The sequence below is a fragment of the Vibrio natriegens NBRC 15636 = ATCC 14048 = DSM 759 genome, from assembly GCF_035621455.1.
In the GTDB taxonomy this organism is placed as follows: domain Bacteria; phylum Pseudomonadota; class Gammaproteobacteria; order Enterobacterales; family Vibrionaceae; genus Vibrio; species Vibrio natriegens.
In genome coordinates, this window is the sequence record NZ_CP141822.1 from 481944 (window position 1) to 500692 (window position 18749).

The following is an 18749-nucleotide window of genomic DNA, read 5'->3' on the forward strand; positions in this document are numbered from 1 at the left end:
TTACAATAAAGTAACATTTACTACTGGCTGGAATAAAAAAGACCAGCATAAAATGCTGGTCAAAATAAAAAGACTGGAAGGAATTGTTTTCTTTCTTGTTGAACAGCCAACAATATAATTATTGGCTGCTCGCACTCAGAAAGAGGGAGGAGTGCATCTCCTCCTATTATGCTGAAAGCATCAGCGAGTTTGCTTTTGCTTCTAGGTGTGTACCGCCCATCAGGTATTCATCGATAGAGCGAGCACACTCACGGCCTTCGTTGATACAACGAACGACAAGTGATTGACCTGTACGCATATCGCCTGCAGCGAAAACACCTTCTTGGTTAGTCGCAAAGCCCTGAGTTGCTACATTGCCACGATCATCAAGAGCGATGTCTAGCTGAGCCAGCACACCTGTTGGTTCAGGGTGTAAGAAGCCCATTGCTAGGAAAGCCATGTCACATGGAATTACTCGCTCACTGCCTTCGACTTCTTTGAAGCTTGGGCGCTCGCCAGGTTTTGCATCTTCCCATACGATGTCAGCAATACGCAGACCCGTTACTTCACCTTTATCGTTACCAATGAACTCTTTAGTAAGGATGTTCCAGTGACGATCTACCCCTTCTTCGTGAGAAGTTGAAGTACGAAGGATCATTGGGTACTGAGGCCACGGCATATTCGCAGGGCGTTTTTCTGGTGGAATTGGCATGATCTCAACTTGAGTCACACTCGCTGCACCGTGACGGTTTGAGGTACCAACACAGTCAGAACCTGTATCACCACCACCGATAACTACCACATGCTTGCCTGCTGCGTGAATTTCTTCAGTTTTCAGGTCCATGTTGTTTGCACGGCGGTTGTTTTGACCAAGGAACTGCATTGCGAAGTAAACGCCGTTTAGTTCACGTCCTGGTACCGGAAGGTCTCGAGGAACCGTAGAGCCACCAGTCAGTAGTACCACATCGTATTCTTGACGTAACTGCTGAGCGTTCACGTCAACACCAACGTGTTGGTTCACTTTGAATTCCACACCCGCTTCAGCCATCAGGTTGATCTTACGATCAATCACTTCCATGCTGAGCTTAAAGTCAGGGATACCAAAACGTAGCAGACCACCGACTTTTTCGTCTCGTTCAAATACCGTCACTGAGTGACCCGCGCTGTTCAGCTGTTCAGCTGCAGCCAGACCCGCTGGGCCTGAACCGATGATTGCAACGGTTTTACCTGTACGAGAGCGTGGCGTTTTTGGTTTGGCGTATCCTTCACGATACGCCGTTTCCACGATGGTTTTCTCAATGTTACAGATGGTTATTGGGTCTTGGTTAATACCAAGTACACAAGAACTTTCACACGGTGCAGGACATACACGACCCGTAAATTCAGGGAAGTTGTTAGTCGAGCTCAGAATGTTCCATGCTTCTTCCCAGCTATCGCGGTAAACCGCATCGTTAAATTCTGGGATGATGTTACCAATCGGGCAGCCGTTATGACAAAACGGCACGCCACAGTCCATACAGCGAGAAGCCTGAGTATTGATCTTGCTACCAAACTCCTCGTTCAGAACGAACTCTTTGTTGTTCTTGATACGTTCAGCGGGATCGATCTTCTGTGGAAGTTCACGACCATGCTCTAAAAATCCAGTAGGCTTACCCATTACACTGCCTCCGCTTCAGTTTGTTGTGCCTCAGCTTTACGCTTTTGAAGTACCGCTTTGTAATCGCGCGGCATGACCTTAACCATAGAGGCTAGGCTAGCTTCAAAGTTGTCTAGGAAAGACTGAGCAACTTCACTTCCTGTGAATTGAACATGCTTAGTTAACATGTCTAGTAACAGATCTTTGTCTTCTTGTTCGATAGGATCCAAGTCAACGAGTTCTGGGTTCAGTTTGGACTCGAAGTCACCTGATTTATCCCATACGTACGCTACACCACCGCTCATACCAGCAGCAAAGTTGCGACCTGTTGAACCTAGGATGATAGCTGCACCACCAGTCATGTATTCACAGCCGTGGTCACCCACGCCTTCAACCACAACTTTCGCGCCAGAGTTACGAACACAGAAACGCTCACCAGCCATACCGCGGATAAAAGATTCACCAGACGTTGCACCATAGAAACATACGTTACCTACGATGATGTTGTCTTCAGCAACAATGCTAGAGTTCGCATCTGGGTACAGTACTAAGGTACCGCCAGACAAGCCTTTACCCCAGTAATCGTTCGCGTCACCTTCAACTTCGAACTTCACACCTTTCGCCAGGAATGCACCGAAAGACTGACCAGCAGAGCCTTTGAACTTCACGTTCATTGGCTGTGGCAGACCTTGGTCTTTGTACATTTTCGAGATCTCGTTCGACAGCATAGTACCCGCAGAGCGGTCAGTGTTGACGATAGGGAACTCAGCGTTCACTGCTTCACCTTTCTCAAGCGCCGGAATAGCGGCTTGGATAAGTTTGCGGTCTAGTACCGATTCAAGGTTGTGGTTCTGCACTGTTTGGTTGTATACACCATCGGCTTCACGTGGCTGCTCGATGTGTAGAACAGGAGACAGATCCAGGTTCTTGTATTTCCAGTGAGAAATGTCTTGGCGAACACGCAGTTTCTGGCCTTGGCCAACCATTTCATCGATAGTACGGAAACCAAGTTCCGCCATGATTTCGCGTAGACCCTGAGCCATGTACTGGAAGAAAGTCACTACGTCTTCTACGCGGCCATCAAAGCGTTCACGCAGAGTTTTGTTCTGAGTTGCGATACCAACAGGACAGGTGTTTTTATGACACTTACGCATCATGATACAACCTTCAACAACCAATGCTGCTGTTGCCACGCCCCATTCTTCCGCACCTAGTAGAGTTGCGATTGCAAGGTCACGAGGTGTTTTCATCTGTCCGTCAGCCTGAACAACGATACGGTTACGCAGACCATTCTTCAGAAGTGTTTGGTGTGTTTCTGCCAAACCTAGCTCCCAAGGAAGACCAGTGTGACGAATCGAAGAAATTGGCGATGCACCTGTACCGCCATCGAAACCAGCGATCAGTACAACGTCTGCTTTTGCTTTCGCTACACCTGATGCGATGGTACCAACGCCTGCTTCAGATACCAGTTTCACGTTTACACGACCCGCACGGTTCGCGTTTTTCAAGTCGTAGATAAGCTGAGCCAAATCTTCGATAGAGTAGATATCGTGGTGTGGCGGTGGAGAAATCAAACCGACGCCCGGAGTTGAGTGACGAGTCGCACCGATCCAGTCATCGACTTTATCGCCAGGTAGCTGACCACCTTCACCTGGTTTCGCACCTTGAGCCATCTTGATTTGAAGCTCTTCTGCGTTAGTCAGGTAGTAAGACGTCACACCGAAACGACCTGATGCAACCTGTTTGATTGCTGAGCGTTCCCAGTCGCCGTTTTCTTTACGCTCGAAGCGAATTGGGTCTTCACCACCTTCACCTGAGTTGGATTTTGCGCCTAAGCGGTTCATCGCAACAGCCAGTGTTGAGTGTGCTTCGTGAGAGATTGAGCCAAATGACATTGCACCCGTTGCAAAGCGTTTTACGATGCTCTCAATTGGTTCAACTTCGTCGATAGAGATAGAACCTGCTGGGTTCTTAATGAACTCTAGTTGGCTACGAAGCGTAACAGCATTGTCGCCTTGCTTATCTACTGCGCTCGCGTACTGCTTGAACTGAGAGTAGTCTTTGTTACGAGTCGATTGCTGAAGCAGAGAAATCGTTTCTGGGTTGAACAGGTGTTTCTCACCACGTTGTTTCCATTGGTAAACACCACCAACATCAAGCATTTGAATTGGGATTTCACGTTGTGGGTAGCCAATACGGTGACGAACCACGACTTCTTTTGCGATGTCATCCAGAGTCAGACCCTGAATACGAGAAACCGTACCAGTAAAGTATTTGTCTACAACGGATTTGTGAATACCAAGCGCTTCGAAGATCTGTGCGCCGTGGTAAGACTGCAGCGTTGAGATACCCATCTTAGAGAAGATCTTCAGCAGACCACCGTTAACGGCTTTACGGTAGTTGTTGAACAAATCGCTTGGATTTGCTTCAGGATCGAGCTTTTTCGTACGCTGTAGTTCGATGATGCTTTCGATTACCAAGTAAGGGTTAACCGCGTTTGCACCATAACCAAGTAGAGTCGCGAAGTGGTGAGTTTCACGTGCGTCACCCGTCTCTACCACGATGTCACACTTAGCACGCAGACCTTTACGGATCAGGTGGTGGTGAACTGCGCCAACCGCCAGCATTGCTGGGATAGCCGCGTGGTTTGAGTTTACTGCACGGTCTGTCAGTAGGATGATTGAGTAGCCGTCGATCACTGCGTCTTCTGCGTATTGGCAGATACGTTTAAGTGCGCGCTCAAGTTTTCCTTTTTCTTCGCTTGCCTGGAATACGATGTCCAGTGTCTTAGCTTGTAAGTGCTCGTTATCGATAGCACGTAGCTTCTCAAGCTCAGAGTTAGCCAGTACTGGAGATTCCAGTTCTACCTTTTGACAGTGAAGCGGTGTTTCTGTCAGTAGGTTTTGGTCTTTACCCAAGTAGGTGTTCAGGGACATAACCATACGCTCACGGATCGGGTCGATCGGCGGGTTAGTTACCTGAGCAAACAGTTGCTTGAAGTAGTTTGATAAATGCTGTGATTGGTGAGACAGAACGGCTAGCGGCCAGTCAGCACCCATTGCAGATAGTGGCTCTTTGCCATCGTTTGCCATTGGAACGATGATTTCGTTCACTTCTTCTGAGCTTACGCCAAATGCTTGTTGGCGGTGTAACAAACGCTCTGGAGAAGGTTGGCTAAACTGGTTACTTGCATCTGGCAAGTTTTTCAGACTGAGAAGGTTATCTTCAACCCATTTTTCGTATGGCTGAGAGGTAGCAATGGTATCTTTCACTTCTTCATCAGAAATGATACGACCTTGCTCAAGGTCAGCAACAAAGATACGACCAGGCTGCAGACGACCACGGAACTCAACGTTTTCTGGTGCAATGTCGACTACGCCAGACTCTGATGCCATTACCAGGAAGTTGTCTTTCGTTACTGTGTAGCGAGAAGGGCGCAGACCGTTACGGTCAAGCGTTGCACCTACTTGAACACCATCAGTAAAACATACAGAGGCAGGGCCATCCCATGGTTCCATAATGTTTGCGTGGTACTGATAGAACGCACGACGCTTAGGATCCATGTTTTTGTTTTCTTGCCATGCTTCAGGAATCATCATCATCAGCGCGTGAGGCAGGGTACGACCAGAAAGAACCAGCAGTTCCAGAGCCATATCAAAGTTTGCTGAGTCAGACATGCCTTCTTGACAGATAGGCAGCAGCATATCGATCTCAGCCTGCGTGAACAGGTCTGATTCAATAATCGCTTCACGGGCTTTCATCCAGTTCAGGTTACCGCGAACTGTATTGATTTCACCGTTGTGAGCAATGTAGCGGAAAGGCTGAGCCAGACGCCATCTTGGGAATGTATTGGTAGAGAAACGAGAGTGTACCAGTGCCAGTGCAGTCACCATGGTTGGGTTCTGCAGGTCAAGGAAGTACTGTGGTACCTGTTCTGTCGTCAGCTGGCCTTTATATACCAGAGTCTTGTACGACATAGAGTTGATATAAAACTCGTCTTTGATATTCGATACGCTTTCCAGGCAGACACGTACAGTGTAGTTACGCAGAACGTACAGTTTACGTTCCAGTTCCTCAGGTGTAACACCCGGGCCACCTGAGATAAATACGTGTTCGAATTGCGGCTCCGTGCTAAGCGGGTCGGCACCAAGCATAGAGTTATCTACTGGAAGTACGCGGTAGCCGATAACTTCAAGATCCAGGCGCTTGGCATTGCGCTCTAGAATGTCACGGCACTGTTCACGTTTGTATTCGTCTTTCGGGAAAAGAACGACACCAACACCATATTTTTCGAACGAAGGCAGTTTAATGCCCTGTTTAACGGCTTCTTCCAATAGAAATTCATGAGGTTTCTGCAGCAAGATACCAGCGCCGTCACCGCTACATGGGTCACAACCTTGACCGCCACGGTGTTCCATACGCGCCAGCATATCCAATGCTTGCGTTACTACTTCATGAGATTTACGGTTTTTAAGGTGAGCAACAAAACCGATACCACAAGCGTCATGCTCCAGCTCTGGAGTGTACAGACCCTGTGAATTGTGCTCTCTATCTACCATAGATACATCCTTCCAGTTCAATGTAGACGCGAAAACCCCAGACAGACTAAGCCTGTCTAGCGAAATTTAATTTGCGTCTTGTCCTTTATATTTATGATTCGCCACCGGTCGAGGTTGACCAGTCTTGATTCCTTTCCGTATCTCGCAGGAAAAGTGTTGCGAGAAAAACATTCCTTGGTGTTATCTCTTTATTATTTGCCACTTATTGGTGACTTATATAGGTAGGAGTGGGATAACACCGATAATCCCCGCAGTCCGTGTTGTAATCAAAATGACAAAAACCACGTGGATACGTAAGTATCCTACAATTTTGTTACTTCGTAATGCAACGAAAAGTCGACGTTGTGACCCATTTTTTTTGTTTAATTATGCATATTTTGTTTAACAATTACGTAACATTGCCAGTTTTTGTATGTATTTATGCAGGTTTATTGATTTTGACTAGTCTGTGACTCGTTTGGATTGATTAAGATTCTGTGATTTTTCTTGCAGGTATGTAATTTATTTACACTAATCGTAGTGATATTGATTACGATTTTGGTTTGGTGGAATTTTATGCAGTTACATGAGTTGGTCAACACATTAGGCCAGGATCTTCAGCGCCGATATGGTGAAAAAGTTCATAAATTAACATTGCATGGTGGATTTAGCTGCCCAAACAGAGACGGTACGATCGGACGTGGAGGGTGCACATTCTGTAATGTTGCGTCTTTTTCTGACGAGGAAGTACAGGTTAAAAGCATTCATGAGCAACTGAGTGATCGTGCCGGGGAGATCCAACGCGCGAAAAAGTATTTAGCCTATTTTCAGGCGTACACCAGTACGTATGCCGAAGTTCAAGTTCTCAAGAACATGTATGAAGAGGCGCTCAAAGCGGCGGATATCGTAGGTTTATGTGTTGGTACCCGACCTGACTGCGTTCCTGATGCCGTGCTGGACTTACTCTCTGATTACGTCAAGCAAGGTTACGAAATATGGTTAGAACTCGGTTTACAAACAGCTCATGACGACACGCTGAAGCGAATTAACCGCGGCCATAATTTCGAATGTTATGCGGAGATCACCAAGCGAGCGCGTGCTTTAGGCATTAAGGTGTGCACGCATTTGATCGTTGGTTTACCCAAAGAAACGCGCCAACATAACGTGGAAACCATGAGTAAAGTTCTTGAAGTGGGGACGGATGGCATCAAATTGCATGGTTTGCACATTGTTGAAGGCAGCACTATGGCTAAAGCGTGGCGAGCCGGTAAGCTGGAAGCACCTGAGCTAGAAGAGTATGTCGCCATTGCCAGTGAATTAATCCGCATGACGCCGGAGGAGATTGTTTATCACAGGGTTTCTTCTGCGGCACGTCGCCCGACGCTGTTGTCGCCACTCTGGTGTGAAAATCGCTGGTTGGCGATGACCGAGATTGGTCGTGCGTTGGACATAGAAGGTTCTCAGGGGAGTTTAACCGGTAAGCCGTTTATCTATAAAAAGCCTGAGCTTAAACTTAAAGTATCTACTCATCTCTGATTTCTTACTGCTAGCATAAAATTCTACAGGCCCAAGTATTTTATTCCTACTTGGGTCTGTGGTTTACCATTCTACCCTTAGCGCTTCTCATCGCTTTTTAAGTTTTTTCCAATGTCTGTTTCATCGTTCATTATTAAACATACGAACGATGAAAGAGAAGTTATTGTCAACGCTTTGTGACCTCTTGCTCTAAGTTGATAGTGAGAAGTTTAAATCACCGTATCAAACACGTTAAACTGCTGGTACTTGGTGTTTTTCCATTATTACCCTGAAGTTGTATACCAAGGTTCATGTCTAATGTTCAGGGATGATATCTAGCTTTACGCCGTGGAGTCGTGAATGAAACCGATGAAAAATCTTGCCCAGTATTATGTCGACCTTCTGGTGAAACTGGGGATTGTCCGTTTTTCAATTTTGCTAGCACTTGCGCTGGTGGCGTTAGCTGTCGTGGTACAAGTTGGTATTACCTTGGCACTTAAGGGGCGAGTTGACGATATTGATATCGTACGCTCTGTGTTCTTTGGTCTGCTGATTACTCCTTGGGCGGTGTATTTTCTGTCGGTGGTGGTTGATCAGTTGGAAGAGTCTCGCCAAAGGTTAACTAAGCTGGTTTCCAAGCTGAAAGACATGCGCTCGCGCGACCAAGAACTGAACTTCCAGTTACAACAGAATATTGAAAAGCTCAATCAAGAGATTGAAGAGCGTATTAAAGCCGAAGAAGCTCGCGAAGAAGCGATGAAGGATCTGGAAAATGAGGTCTTTCAGCGTGAGCGCACACAGTTAGAGCTTGCGGAGCGAACCGCCTTATTGCGCTCCTTCATTGATGCGTCTCCGGATCTGATTTACTACCGAAATGCGGATGGTGTGTTTTCAGGTTGTAACCGAGCGATGGAAGAGCTGACGGGTAAGAAAGAGCATCAGTTGGTGGGCTTGAGCCCTTGGGACGTCTACAGCAAAGAAATTGCACAGCCAATCGTTGATACGGACCAGAAGGTTTTCACTGATAATCAAGCCATTACCTATGAGCAATGGCTGGAATACCCGGATGGTCGTAAACACTACTTCGAACTGCGTAAAGTTCCTTTTTACAGTAAGGACGGCCGTCACCTTGGCCTAGTTGGTTTTGGTCGTGATATCACCGAGCGTAAACGCCATGAGGAGTCTCTGGAAAAAGCCAGCCGAGACAAAACCACCTTCATTTCTACTATCAGTCATGAACTTCGTACTCCACTCAACGGTATCGTCGGCTTGAGCCGAATGTTGCTTGATACTCAACTGACCGAAGAGCAGCGTAAGTACATGCAAACCATCAATGTCAGCGCGATTACGCTTGGAAATATTTTCAACGATATTATCGACATGGATAAGTTTGACCGTCGCAAACTAGAATTATTACCTGAGCCACTTAATTTCGAAGACTTTGTCGCAGAAATAGAGAGTATCTCCGCGTTGATGGCTGAACAGAAAGGTTTGCGCTTCGACTTAGAACGTTTGAGCGATTTACCGAAAGCGATTGAAGTTGATGCCACCCGTTTACGTCAGGTTATCTGGAACCTGGTCAACAACGCCATGAAGTTCACCAAAGAAGGCGGTGTGGTAATGACGGTGAGTGCGGATGTCGAAGATGATTTCGCGACGATTATTATCGAAGTGGAAGATACCGGTATCGGTATTCCTGAAGAAGAGCTGAATAAGATTTTTGCCATGTATTACCAAGTGAAGTCAGGCAAAGATAACTTACACGCAGTTGGTACTGGTATTGGACTGGCTGTATCTAAACAGCTGATTAATATGATGGATGGTGATATTTCCGTAGCGAGTGAAGAGGGCTACGGCAGTACATTTACCGTTTCTATTCATGTTCCAGTCGTGGCTCTAGAAGAACCTATTATCGACGCGCAACGCGATAATGTTCACTTAAATATCTTTATGATTGAAGATATCGAACTGAACGTGACCGTGGCGAAATCGCTATTGGAAAGCTTAGGCCATTCAGTCACTGTTGCCATGACAGGACAAGAGGCGTTAGTCAATTTCGTTCCGGATCAGTATGACTTGGTTTTACTGGATATTCAGTTGCCTGATATGACTGGCTTCGATGTGGCGAAATACTACCGAGAGCACTACGATAACTTGCCACCGTTAGTCGCGTTGACGGCAAACGTACTGAAAGACCGTAGAGAATATCTGCAAAACGGCATGGATGATGCAATCAGTAAGCCGTTGGCTGTGCATGCTATTCAGTCTGTGATTGATAAGTTTTTTGTGCATAGAGTGGAAAAACCACAGCCGGTTGAGGTTCTTGAAGTTAAGGAAGAACCTGCTCCATCACCAGTGATTGAGACGCATCTGCTTGACCTCGATATGCTGGAGTCTTACGTTGATATTGTGGGGGCGAAGCCCGTTTATGACAGCATCAAAATGTTTGAAGATATGATGCCAGATTATATTGAAGTACTGGACTCCAATATGATCGCGAAAGATAAAGATGGCATCGTCTCCGAAGCGCACAAAATAAAAGGAGCAGCAGGTTCCATTGGTTTGAAACGTATTCAAAGTGTCGCGCAGAAAGCCCAGTCTCCGGATATGCCTGCCTGGTGGGAGAATATTTCAGATTGGGTTGAAGAAATAAAAAATGAATACCTCAACGATATCCAAGTACTAAAAAGTTGGTTAGAACAAAGGAAATAACATGAAGAAACTTGCATCAGTGGCCATTGCTACTGCACTGCTGTCGGGTTGTAGTGCTGTTCCTGAAGTGAATTGGAAACAAGACAGCCAGATAACAATTAATCAAGTCAATATTGAACTCAAGAGTAACCTCTGGGTAAATCTGATGCCGACAATAGGTGAGTCTCAGGAACCCAACCTTCACGGCTCTCTCTCTTTGGAAAGTGATACGGAGTTACCGGCCAATCTGACAGTAGAAGCTTTGATAATTAAACAAGGTGACGAGCAATGGATGCTGGACGAAGACGCTTTAGAAACTCGGACGCATAGCGAAAACCAGTGGGAAGTCGCGTTTACCTGGCAAAATCAACTTAACACTGAAAAGTGGGTTGAGCTGGCAATACTGCTGGATGATGCCGGTAAAAAACGTTGGCTGGTAGAAAAGTATGTAAAGGTAAACAAGGTCTACTAGCGCTTATTCTGCTTAAAAAGCGGTATAGAAAAAGGGCTTACTCCAATGAGCAAGCCCTTCATGTTTCTCGTGGAATGAAGAATTAGTCTTCTAAATCACCACAGAAGCGGTAACCTTCACCATGAATCGTTGCGATGATTTCTGGTGTACCTGATACAGATTCGAAGTGTTTACGAATACGACGAATGGTTACGTCAACAGTACGGTCGTGTGGTTTAAGTTCACGGCCTGTCATCTTCTTCAGAAGATCGGCACGTGTTTGGATTTTGCCTGGGTTCTCACAGAAGTGCAGTAGCGCACGGAATTCAGAACGAGGCAGTTTGTAGCTATCACCTGACGGGCTCACCAGTGAACGGCTATTGATATCTAGCACCCAACCGTTGAACTCGTATTTTTCTACCGAGCGTTTTTCTTCTTGAACAGCACTTGCGCTCATTGAGCGACTCAACAAGTTGCGCGCACGGATAGTCAACTCACGTGGGTTGAATGGTTTAGTGATGTAATCATCAGCACCAATCTCAAGGCCTAGAATCTTGTCCACTTCATTGTCACGGCCAGTCAAAAACATCAGTGCGATGTTTGCTTGTTCGCGCAATTCACGTGCAAGTAGAAGACCATTCTTGCCTGGAAGGTTAATGTCCATAATGACCAAGTTGACAGAGTTGTCTGATAATACTTGGTGCATCTCTTCACCGTCACTGGCTTCAAAAACAGCGTATCCCTCTGCTTCAAAAATACTCTTAAGAGTGTTACGAGTTACTTGCTCATCTTCAACGATCAGAATCTGCGGGGTTTGCATTGGCGGTACCTAAATTTGTGACAAAATTGTGCTAATAGAATAAATTCTAGGCAAAAATATAACATACAGGTAATGAAATTTTGATAATAAATCAAGTTAATCAAAATTACACTTCTTTCAGTTATCCGCCTTCCATGGAGATTTACCAGCTCACCTACATCCCGTGGTGACTTTTATTCTAATGGGATATTTACCTTTCATTTCCAGTTTCTTATTGGGGGAGGAAACGTAAACACCCTAGATATGGGGCGAATTTTATATTGTTAACAGCATGCTAACAATGCTCAAATGTTAATTCCATGCAGTTTGTTGATTTACATCAATTGATGAAATTTAACTGTTATTAATCATTTAAGAGTTATGATAGAAAAAAATAATACGAACATCGACGCATCGTTATGGAATGCTTATGCAAATTCTTTTTTTCGCTTTGAAACGAAATGGAATGTTTTGAGCTATGTTGTGATAACTGCTTGGAACCCTTACAGTAATTTGCGGTCAAAAGAAGATAACTGCATAATTAATCAAAAGCTAGAAAAGCGCCTAAAACACGTTAACTATGTGCCAGTTACTGTAGGTGACCGTACCTTTGAATGGTACGAAGAGAGTTTTGCGGCGGAGATCTCAATAGACGACGCGATTACATTGGCAAACGAGTTTCAGCAGAATGCGATTTATTATATCTCTCATGACGACATCTACCTTATTGTCTGCGGTGATCCGAGCAATCGACACAAAGTAGCTAAAATGAGTGAGCGACTCGTATAACGAAAACAGGATACTACTCGTTGGAGTGTACTCGGACGAGAAAATTCACGGAGGAAATATGAACGATATAACACCAGATATATGTGACCAATTTGAAGACCAAGTAACGTTACTGAATCTGCCACTACAGAATTTTGGGCAACGTTCCGCGTTTTTTGGCGAAATTGTCACAGTGCGCTGTTATCACGACAACTCCAAGGTAAGAGAGGTGCTTGGGCAGGACGGCACAGGCAAAGTGTTAATTGTTGATGGCCATGGTTCATGTCAAAAAGCACTGCTCGGTGATCAATTGGCCATCCTTGGTATTGAGAATGGATGGGAAGGTATTATTGTCTATGGTGCGGTGCGTGATGTGGCGCAAATGTCACAAATGGATATTGGCATTCAAGCGCTTGGCACATGTCCGTTTAAAACAGAAAAGCGAGGCCTGGGTGAGGTCAATGTGACAGTAACGATGCAAAATCAGTTAGTGCAGCCGAAGCATTATGTTTATGCAGACTGGAATGGGGTGTTGATCTCAAAAGAGAAACTGGATTTTTAGAAGCGAAACCCTAACCCAACTTCAAAGCCTTGTTGCCAATCTTGATAATCTAGAGTTGCGTGAATATCTAACTTGTCAGTAATTTTCACACGACTAGACACCTCGGCAGCAAGGCCCGTATCTTCTTCATCGACACGCTCGTTGGTGTCAGCTTTGAAAGAACGCAGCGTACTCTTAACAGTGACACGATCATTAAAGTGGTAGCTAACGCCACTCAAAAAGCCGCTTTGATTTTGGACTGGCGAATTGTTGACGCGTGCACCAACATAAAGATCAACCGAATCAAATAACTCGTACGAGTAACCGCCGTCGATGTTCCATACATCGAAGCTATCGGTTTGATAACTGTCACTTGAGATAAATAACTTGTGTGGGGAAGTTATTGCTGCTCCAGGAAGGGTAGGTAGTTCAGTCGCTAAAGAAACACCAGGCATGGCAAAAAGTAACAGAAAAAGCCATTTTTTCATGCTCACCACTCCTTGTGTTTCAGAACTTTTTATTGGTATGTGCTCAACGCTTCCCAATATTAAAGCATATAATATGAAATGCAGCTCATTTATTTCCCAAATAATTAACTCTCGTGGAGTGTGATCACACTTAAATTGTTGTGCAAGAGTGGTTGCTCTGCATTTTCTTTGATCTTTGCCGTTTTAGCCAAGATCGCCATGAATGTGGGTGGAATGTAACTTTTTCTATGCAAAGCTATTTCGGGAATGAAATACTAAGATAAATTTATTAAAAAAATTGAATTTTAATTTATTTCTTTGTTTTCAGTGATATATAGCAGAATTTATCTCTGCAAGACTGGAAAATAAACAATTTTTTTGTTGACTCTGTTACAGAAACTCGGTAAACGTAGGGTTAAGCAAACACACAATTCGTAGAATATTAATTTATGCCAGTTAACAGCCTCGTTGTAATGACCACCACCATTATTATTACCGACATTACAATTGTAGGGGCAGGCTGCTGAGCGAAAGAAATTCACAAAAAAGGCCTGTATCCAACAAGATACAGGCCTTTTTTTATGCTTTCTTAATACAAAATTTAGACAAGTTTAAGAAGATACACTGGAGGAAGGGATGCGAGTATTGAAGTTTGGCGGTTCATCATTGGCTGATGCAGATCGCTTTTTAAGAGCAGCAGATATCATTGCGAATAATGCTCAACAGGAAGAAGTCGCAGTCGTGCTTTCTGCACCGGGTAAAACAACTAATAAACTGGTTGCTGTGATTGAAGGCGCTTTGCGAAATGGTGAAGCAGAATTACAAATTAACGAGTTAGAAGAATCGTTTAAAACGCTTTTTGCCGATATCCAAGCCTTGGTTCCTAATCTGGATGGGACTGGCTACGACAATCAAGTTAAAACCTCGCTCTCTCAATTACGTCAATTTGTCCATGGCATCAGCCTGTTAGGCATGTGTCCAAACAATGTGAATGCGCGCATCATCAGTAAAGGTGAACGTGTTTCTATTCAACTAATGAAAGCGGTACTTGAAGCAAAAGGTCAAAAAGCCAGCCTAATTGATCCGGTTGAATACCTTTATGCTCAAGGCGATCATCTTGAAGCGATGGTTGATGTTGATATTTCTACACAAAACTTCCGCCAAAAGCCTCTTCCTCAAGGTCATGTCAACATCATGCCTGGTTTTACTGCCGGCAATGAGAAAGGAGAACTGGTTACTCTAGGTCGTAACGGTTCAGACTATTCGGCTGCGGTTTTGGCTGCTTGTCTTCGCGCCGATTGTTGTGAAATCTGGACTGACGTTGATGGCGTATACAACTGTGATCCTCGCTTGGTAGAAGATGCACGACTATTAAAATCACTGAGCTATCAGGAAGCGATGGAGTTGTCTTACTTCGGTGCGTCCGTTCTGCACCCGAAAACCATCGCTCCAATTGCTCAATTCCACATTCCATGCTTAATCAAGAACAGTTTTAACCCGCAAGGTGCAGGTACGCTGATTGGCCAAGATACTGGTGAAGATAACCTGGCTATCAAGGGTATTACTACTCTGAATGACCTGACCATGGTGAACGTTTCTGGGCCAGGTATGAAAGGCATGGTTGGCATGGCGAGCCGTGTATTTGGTGCTATGTCTTCAGCGGGTGTTTCAATCGTACTGATCACTCAGTCATCATCAGAATACAGCATCAGCTTCTGTATCGAAGCAGAAGATAAAGCAAAAGCGCAGCAGACACTGGCAGAAGCGTTTGAGCTTGAACTGAAAGATGGTCTGCTTGAACCAGTAGAGTTTATCGATGATGTTGCTATCGTGACCCTTGTTGGTGACGGCATGCGTACATCACGTGGTGTGGCTTCACGTTTCTTCTCATCTCTTGCTGAAGTAAACGTCAACATTGTTGCAATCGCACAGGGTTCTTCAGAGCGCGCTATCTCAGCGGTAATCCCAGAAGATAAGATCTCTGAAGCAATCAAAGCCTGTCACATGAACCTGTTCAATTCTAAACACTTCCTTGATGTTTTCGTCGTAGGCATCGGCGGTGTTGGTGGCGAGCTGGTGGATCAGATTGAACGCCAACAAGCTAAACTGGCAGAAAAAGGCATCATCATTCGCGTATGTGGTCTGGCAAACAGTAAGGGTCTGCTTCTGGATAGTGAAGGGCTGCCACTGGAACACTGGCGCGACCGCATGTCTTCAGCCACTGAAGAGTTCAGCCTAGCGCGCCTGATTGCACTTGTGCAACGTAACCACATCATTAACCCTGTTTTGGTTGATTGTACTTCGAGTGAAGCCATTGCTAACCAGTACGCTGATTTCTTGGCGGCAGGTTTCCACGTTGTTACTCCAAATAAGAAAGCCAATACAGCAAGCATGGCTTACTACCACCAGCTTCGCGATGTAGCACGCAGCTCTCGTCGTAAATTGATGTACGAGACAACGGTTGGTGCGGGTTTGCCGGTTATCGAAAACCTGCAGAATCTCATTTCAGCGGGTGATGAGCTTGAACGATTCACCGGCATTTTGTCTGGTTCACTATCTTACATCTTCGGTAAGCTAGACGAAGGCATGAGCTTGAGCGAAGCGACCAACATCGCGAAAGAAAACGGCTTCACCGAACCGGATCCTCGTGATGATCTATCGGGTATGGATGTGGCTCGTAAGCTTCTTATTCTGGCGCGTGAAGCGGGAATGTCGCTAGAGTTGGAAGACGTTGTGGTTGATCAAGCGCTGCCACCGGGCTTTGATGATTCAGGCAGTGTTGATGAGTTTATGGCGAGACTTCCTGAAGCTGATGCGTACTTTAAAGATCTTGTCGCAAAAGCCGCTGAAGAGGGTAAAGTTTTACGTTATGTTGGTGAAATCAATGATGGTAAGTGCAAAGTCAGCATTGCTATCGTTGATGAAAATGATCCAATGTTCAAAATTAAAGATGGTGAGAACGCTCTGGCGTTTTACAGCCGTTACTACCAACCAATCCCATTGGTACTTCGTGGTTACGGTGCAGGTACGGAAGTTACCGCAGCAGGCGTATTTTCAGATGTGATGCGTACTTTAGGTTGGAAACTAGGGGTATAACAGTAATGAGTTCAAGTGATATGGATGTAGTGGTTTATGCCCCAGCATCAATTGGTAATGTAAGCGTAGGTTTTGATGTTTTGGGAGCGGCTGTCTCTCCTATCGATGGCACCTTATTGGGTGATCGAGTCCTAGTGAAATCTGGTTCTGAGCCATTTAGCTTGAAAACCGCAGGTAACTTCGTCTCGAAGTTACCTACAGAACCAAAAGAAAACATCGTTTACGACTGTTGGGTTGTATTTGCTCGCGAGCTAGATAGAAAGGGCGCAGAGCTGAAACCATTGGAAATGACACTCGAGAAGAACATGCCTATCGGTTCTGGTCTTGGTTCCAGTGCTTGTTCTATTGTTGCTGCATTAGATGCTTTGAACCGTTTTCACGGGCAACCACTTAATGAAACTGAGCTGTTAGCGCTAATGGGCGAGATGGAAGGTAAAATTTCTGGTGGTATCCATTATGACAACGTTGCACCTTGTTACTTAGGTGGCGTGCAGTTGATGCTTGAAGAGCTTGGTATCATTAGCCAGGAAGTGCCATGTTTTGATGACTGGTACTGGGTAATGGCTTATCCGGGAATCAAAGTGTCTACTGCTGAAGCTCGAGAGATCCTACCATCTCAGTACCGTCGACAAGATATCATAGCTCACGGTCGACACCTTGCAGGCTTTATTCACGCGTGTCATTCTGGTCAACCGGAACTTGCGGCGAAAATGATCAAAGACGTGATCGCAGAACCGTATCGTGAGAAACTGCTACCAGGTTTTGCAAACGCTCGCCAATACGCAGCATCTGCAGGCGCGTTAGCAACCGGTATTTCTGGCAGTGGCCCAACACTGTTCAGTATTTGCAAAGAGAAAGATGTCGCTGAGCGAGTTGCTCGCTGGTTAGAACAAAACTACGTACAAAACGAAGAAGGATTCGTCCACGTTTGTCGTCTGGATAAACAGGGTTCGAAAGTAACAGGAAGTGAGCTATGAAGCTTTACAATATAAAAGAAAATGATGAACAAGTTTCCTTTGGCCAAGCCGTTCGCCAAGGATTAGGTCGTAACCAAGGCCTGTTTTTTCCATCGGAATTACCAAAATTTGATGATATTGATGCGCTGCTAGAAGAAGACTTTGTCTCGCGTAGTACAAAAATTCTTTCTGCATTGATTGGTGATGAGCTGACAGAAGACCAAGTGAACTCTATGGTTGATGCGGCTTTCCAATTCCCAGCGCCTATCAAACAAGTAAAAGATGGCGTTTATGCGTTAGAGCTTTTCCATGGTCCGACACTGGCGTTTAAAGACTTCGGTGGTCGTTTTATGGCGCAATCACTGGCTGCGGTATCTACTGGTGGTAAGATCACGATTCTTACAGCAACATCCGGTGATACAGGTGCTGCGGTTGCACATGCTTTCTACGGTATGGAAGACATCAACGTTGTGATTCTTTACCCTAAAGGCAAAATCAGCCCGCTACAAGAAAAGCTGTTCTGTACGCTAGGTAAGAACATCCATACAGTAGCAATTAACGGTGACTTCGATGCTTGTCAGGCACTTGTTAAGCAGGCATTTGATGATGCCGCTCTGCGTGAAGAAATCGGACTAAACTCAGCGAACTCAATCAACATCAGCCGTTTGATGGCGCAAATCTGCTACTACTTTGAAGCAGCAGCGCAAATGAGTAAACAAGAGCGTGAGAACCTGGTTATCTCTGTACCAAGTGGTAACTTCGGTAACCTAACCGCTGGTTTGCTGGCAAAAGCGCTTGGTTTACCAATTAAACGTTTTATTGCCGCAACAAATGCGAACGATACAGTACCTCGCTACCTAGAAACAGGACAGTGGGATCCAAAACCAACGGTTGCAACGACATCTAACGCGATGGACGTAAGCCAACCAAACAACTGGCCACGTATCGAAGAGCTTTGCCGCGTAAAAGAGTGGGGCTTGGAAACGCTGGGCAAAGGTGCAGTTTCTGATGAGCAAAGTGCCGAGTCAGTAAAAGAGCTGAACTCACTGGGTTACCTATGCGAGCCGCATGGTGCAATCGCTTATCGCGTACTGGATGAGCAGCTTCAAGCCGGTGAGACTGGTTTGTTCCTATGTACTGCTCACCCTGCGAAGTTCAAAGAAGTGGTGGATGATATCTTAGGATCTGATATCGACCTACCAGCACCACTGGCTAAGCATGCTGTGATGGACCTATTGTCTGAAGATTTAGATGCGGATTTTGATGCACTAAAAACAGTACTGCGTCGCGTACAATAAGCTAAATGCAAGCT

General features: G+C 45.3%; 12 protein-coding genes and 1 other annotated feature. Of the genes, 8 read left to right on the top strand and 4 right to left on the bottom strand.

The window, feature by feature from the left end:
- Positions 1 to 166: 166 nt before the first annotated feature.
- Together VER99_RS02235 and gltB are read right to left on the bottom strand one after the other, a co-directional pair.
- On the bottom strand, positions 167 to 1636 hold the full coding sequence (locus VER99_RS02235) for a glutamate synthase subunit beta (RefSeq protein WP_014230823.1): 1470 nt from the start codon (positions 1634 to 1636) through the stop codon (positions 167 to 169).
- Positions 1636 to 6174: a glutamate synthase large subunit gene (gene gltB / locus VER99_RS02240; RefSeq protein ID WP_020335903.1), complete on the bottom strand. Its 4539-nt coding sequence runs from the start codon at positions 6172 to 6174 to the stop codon at positions 1636 to 1638. The genes VER99_RS02235 and gltB overlap by 1 nt, the downstream gene beginning before the upstream one ends.
- A gap of 555 nt (positions 6175 to 6729) precedes the next feature.
- On the opposite strand from gltB, the gene VER99_RS02245 reads away from it, so the two are divergent.
- The 3 genes from VER99_RS02245 to VER99_RS02255 all read left to right on the top strand — a co-directional run bounded on the left by VER99_RS02245 (position 6730) and on the right by VER99_RS02255 (position 10831).
- Positions 6730 to 7689 (top strand): TIGR01212 family radical SAM protein, encoded by a 960-nt coding sequence (locus VER99_RS02245; RefSeq protein ID WP_020335904.1) that lies wholly within the window; start codon positions 6730 to 6732, stop codon positions 7687 to 7689.
- Between the two features lie 339 nt (positions 7690 to 8028).
- Positions 8029 to 10380, top strand: a complete 2352-nt coding sequence (gene arcB / locus VER99_RS02250) for an aerobic respiration two-component sensor histidine kinase ArcB (protein WP_020335905.1) — start codon at positions 8029 to 8031, stop codon at positions 10378 to 10380.
- 1 nt (position 10381) lies between these two features.
- Positions 10382 to 10831 (top strand): putative periplasmic lipoprotein, encoded by a 450-nt coding sequence (locus VER99_RS02255; protein WP_014230827.1) that lies wholly within the window; start codon positions 10382 to 10384, stop codon positions 10829 to 10831.
- An 82-nt stretch (positions 10832 to 10913) separates the two neighbouring features.
- Here VER99_RS02255 and arcA read toward each other — a convergent pair whose 3' ends face one another.
- The gene (gene arcA / locus VER99_RS02260; protein ID WP_020335906.1) at positions 10914 to 11630 is read right to left on the bottom strand and encodes a two-component system response regulator ArcA; all 717 of its coding nucleotides are present in this window, start codon (positions 11628 to 11630) and stop codon (positions 10914 to 10916) included.
- A 360-nt stretch (positions 11631 to 11990) separates the two neighbouring features.
- Here arcA and VER99_RS02265 point away from each other — a divergent pair, with 360 nt between their 5' ends.
- Together VER99_RS02265 and VER99_RS02270 are read left to right on the top strand one after the other, a co-directional pair.
- Positions 11991 to 12398: a DUF3293 domain-containing protein gene (locus tag VER99_RS02265; RefSeq protein WP_020335907.1), complete on the top strand. Its 408-nt coding sequence runs from the start codon at positions 11991 to 11993 to the stop codon at positions 12396 to 12398.
- A gap of 58 nt (positions 12399 to 12456) precedes the next feature.
- Entirely contained in the window at positions 12457 to 12939 is a 483-nt protein-coding gene (locus tag VER99_RS02270) for a putative 4-hydroxy-4-methyl-2-oxoglutarate aldolase (protein ID WP_020335908.1), read from the top strand.
- On the opposite strand, the gene VER99_RS02275 is transcribed toward VER99_RS02270, so the two are convergent.
- The gene (locus VER99_RS02275) at positions 12936 to 13406 is read right to left on the bottom strand and encodes a ribonuclease activity regulator protein RraA (RefSeq protein ID WP_020335909.1); all 471 of its coding nucleotides are present in this window, start codon (positions 13404 to 13406) and stop codon (positions 12936 to 12938) included. The genes VER99_RS02270 and VER99_RS02275 overlap by 4 nt on opposite strands.
- A 441-nt stretch (positions 13407 to 13847) precedes the next feature.
- Positions 13848 to 13967: a sequence feature (Thr leader region), on the top strand.
- Between the two features lie 54 nt (positions 13968 to 14021).
- Between VER99_RS02275 and thrA the strand changes: the two genes are divergently transcribed.
- The 3 genes from thrA to thrC are packed head-to-tail and all read left to right on the top strand — an operon-like array spanning position 14022 to position 18735.
- Entirely contained in the window at positions 14022 to 16481 is a 2460-nt protein-coding gene (thrA, locus tag VER99_RS02280; RefSeq protein WP_020335910.1) for a bifunctional aspartate kinase/homoserine dehydrogenase I, read from the top strand.
- Between the two features lie 20 nt (positions 16482 to 16501).
- A complete protein-coding gene (gene thrB / locus VER99_RS02285) occupies positions 16502 to 17458 on the top strand; it encodes a homoserine kinase (protein ID WP_020335911.1) in 957 nt (318 codons plus the stop codon).
- On the top strand, positions 17455 to 18735 hold the full coding sequence (thrC, locus tag VER99_RS02290) for a threonine synthase (RefSeq protein ID WP_020335912.1): 1281 nt from the start codon (positions 17455 to 17457) through the stop codon (positions 18733 to 18735). The genes thrB and thrC overlap by 4 nt, the downstream gene beginning before the upstream one ends.
- Positions 18736 to 18749: the final 14 nt, after the last annotated feature.

Coding starts and splice junctions, on each gene's coding strand:
- VER99_RS02235 (WP_014230823.1), bottom strand. CDS start 1,636: ATGGGTAAGCCTACTGGATTTTTAGAGCATGGTCGTGAACTTCCACAG.
- gltB (WP_020335903.1), bottom strand. CDS start 6,174: ATGGTAGATAGAGAGCACAATTCACAGGGTCTGTACACTCCAGAGCTG.
- VER99_RS02245 (WP_020335904.1), top strand. CDS start 6,730: ATGCAGTTACATGAGTTGGTCAACACATTAGGCCAGGATCTTCAGCGC.
- arcB (WP_020335905.1), top strand. CDS start 8,029: ATGAAACCGATGAAAAATCTTGCCCAGTATTATGTCGACCTTCTGGTG.
- VER99_RS02255 (WP_014230827.1), top strand. CDS start 10,382: ATGAAGAAACTTGCATCAGTGGCCATTGCTACTGCACTGCTGTCGGGT.
- arcA (WP_020335906.1), bottom strand. CDS start 11,630: ATGCAAACCCCGCAGATTCTGATCGTTGAAGATGAGCAAGTAACTCGT.
- VER99_RS02265 (WP_020335907.1), top strand. CDS start 11,991: ATGATAGAAAAAAATAATACGAACATCGACGCATCGTTATGGAATGCT.
- VER99_RS02270 (WP_020335908.1), top strand. CDS start 12,457: ATGAACGATATAACACCAGATATATGTGACCAATTTGAAGACCAAGTA.
- VER99_RS02275 (WP_020335909.1), bottom strand. CDS start 13,406: ATGAAAAAATGGCTTTTTCTGTTACTTTTTGCCATGCCTGGTGTTTCT.
- thrA (WP_020335910.1), top strand. CDS start 14,022: ATGCGAGTATTGAAGTTTGGCGGTTCATCATTGGCTGATGCAGATCGC.
- thrB (WP_020335911.1), top strand. CDS start 16,502: ATGGATGTAGTGGTTTATGCCCCAGCATCAATTGGTAATGTAAGCGTA.
- thrC (WP_020335912.1), top strand. CDS start 17,455: ATGAAGCTTTACAATATAAAAGAAAATGATGAACAAGTTTCCTTTGGC.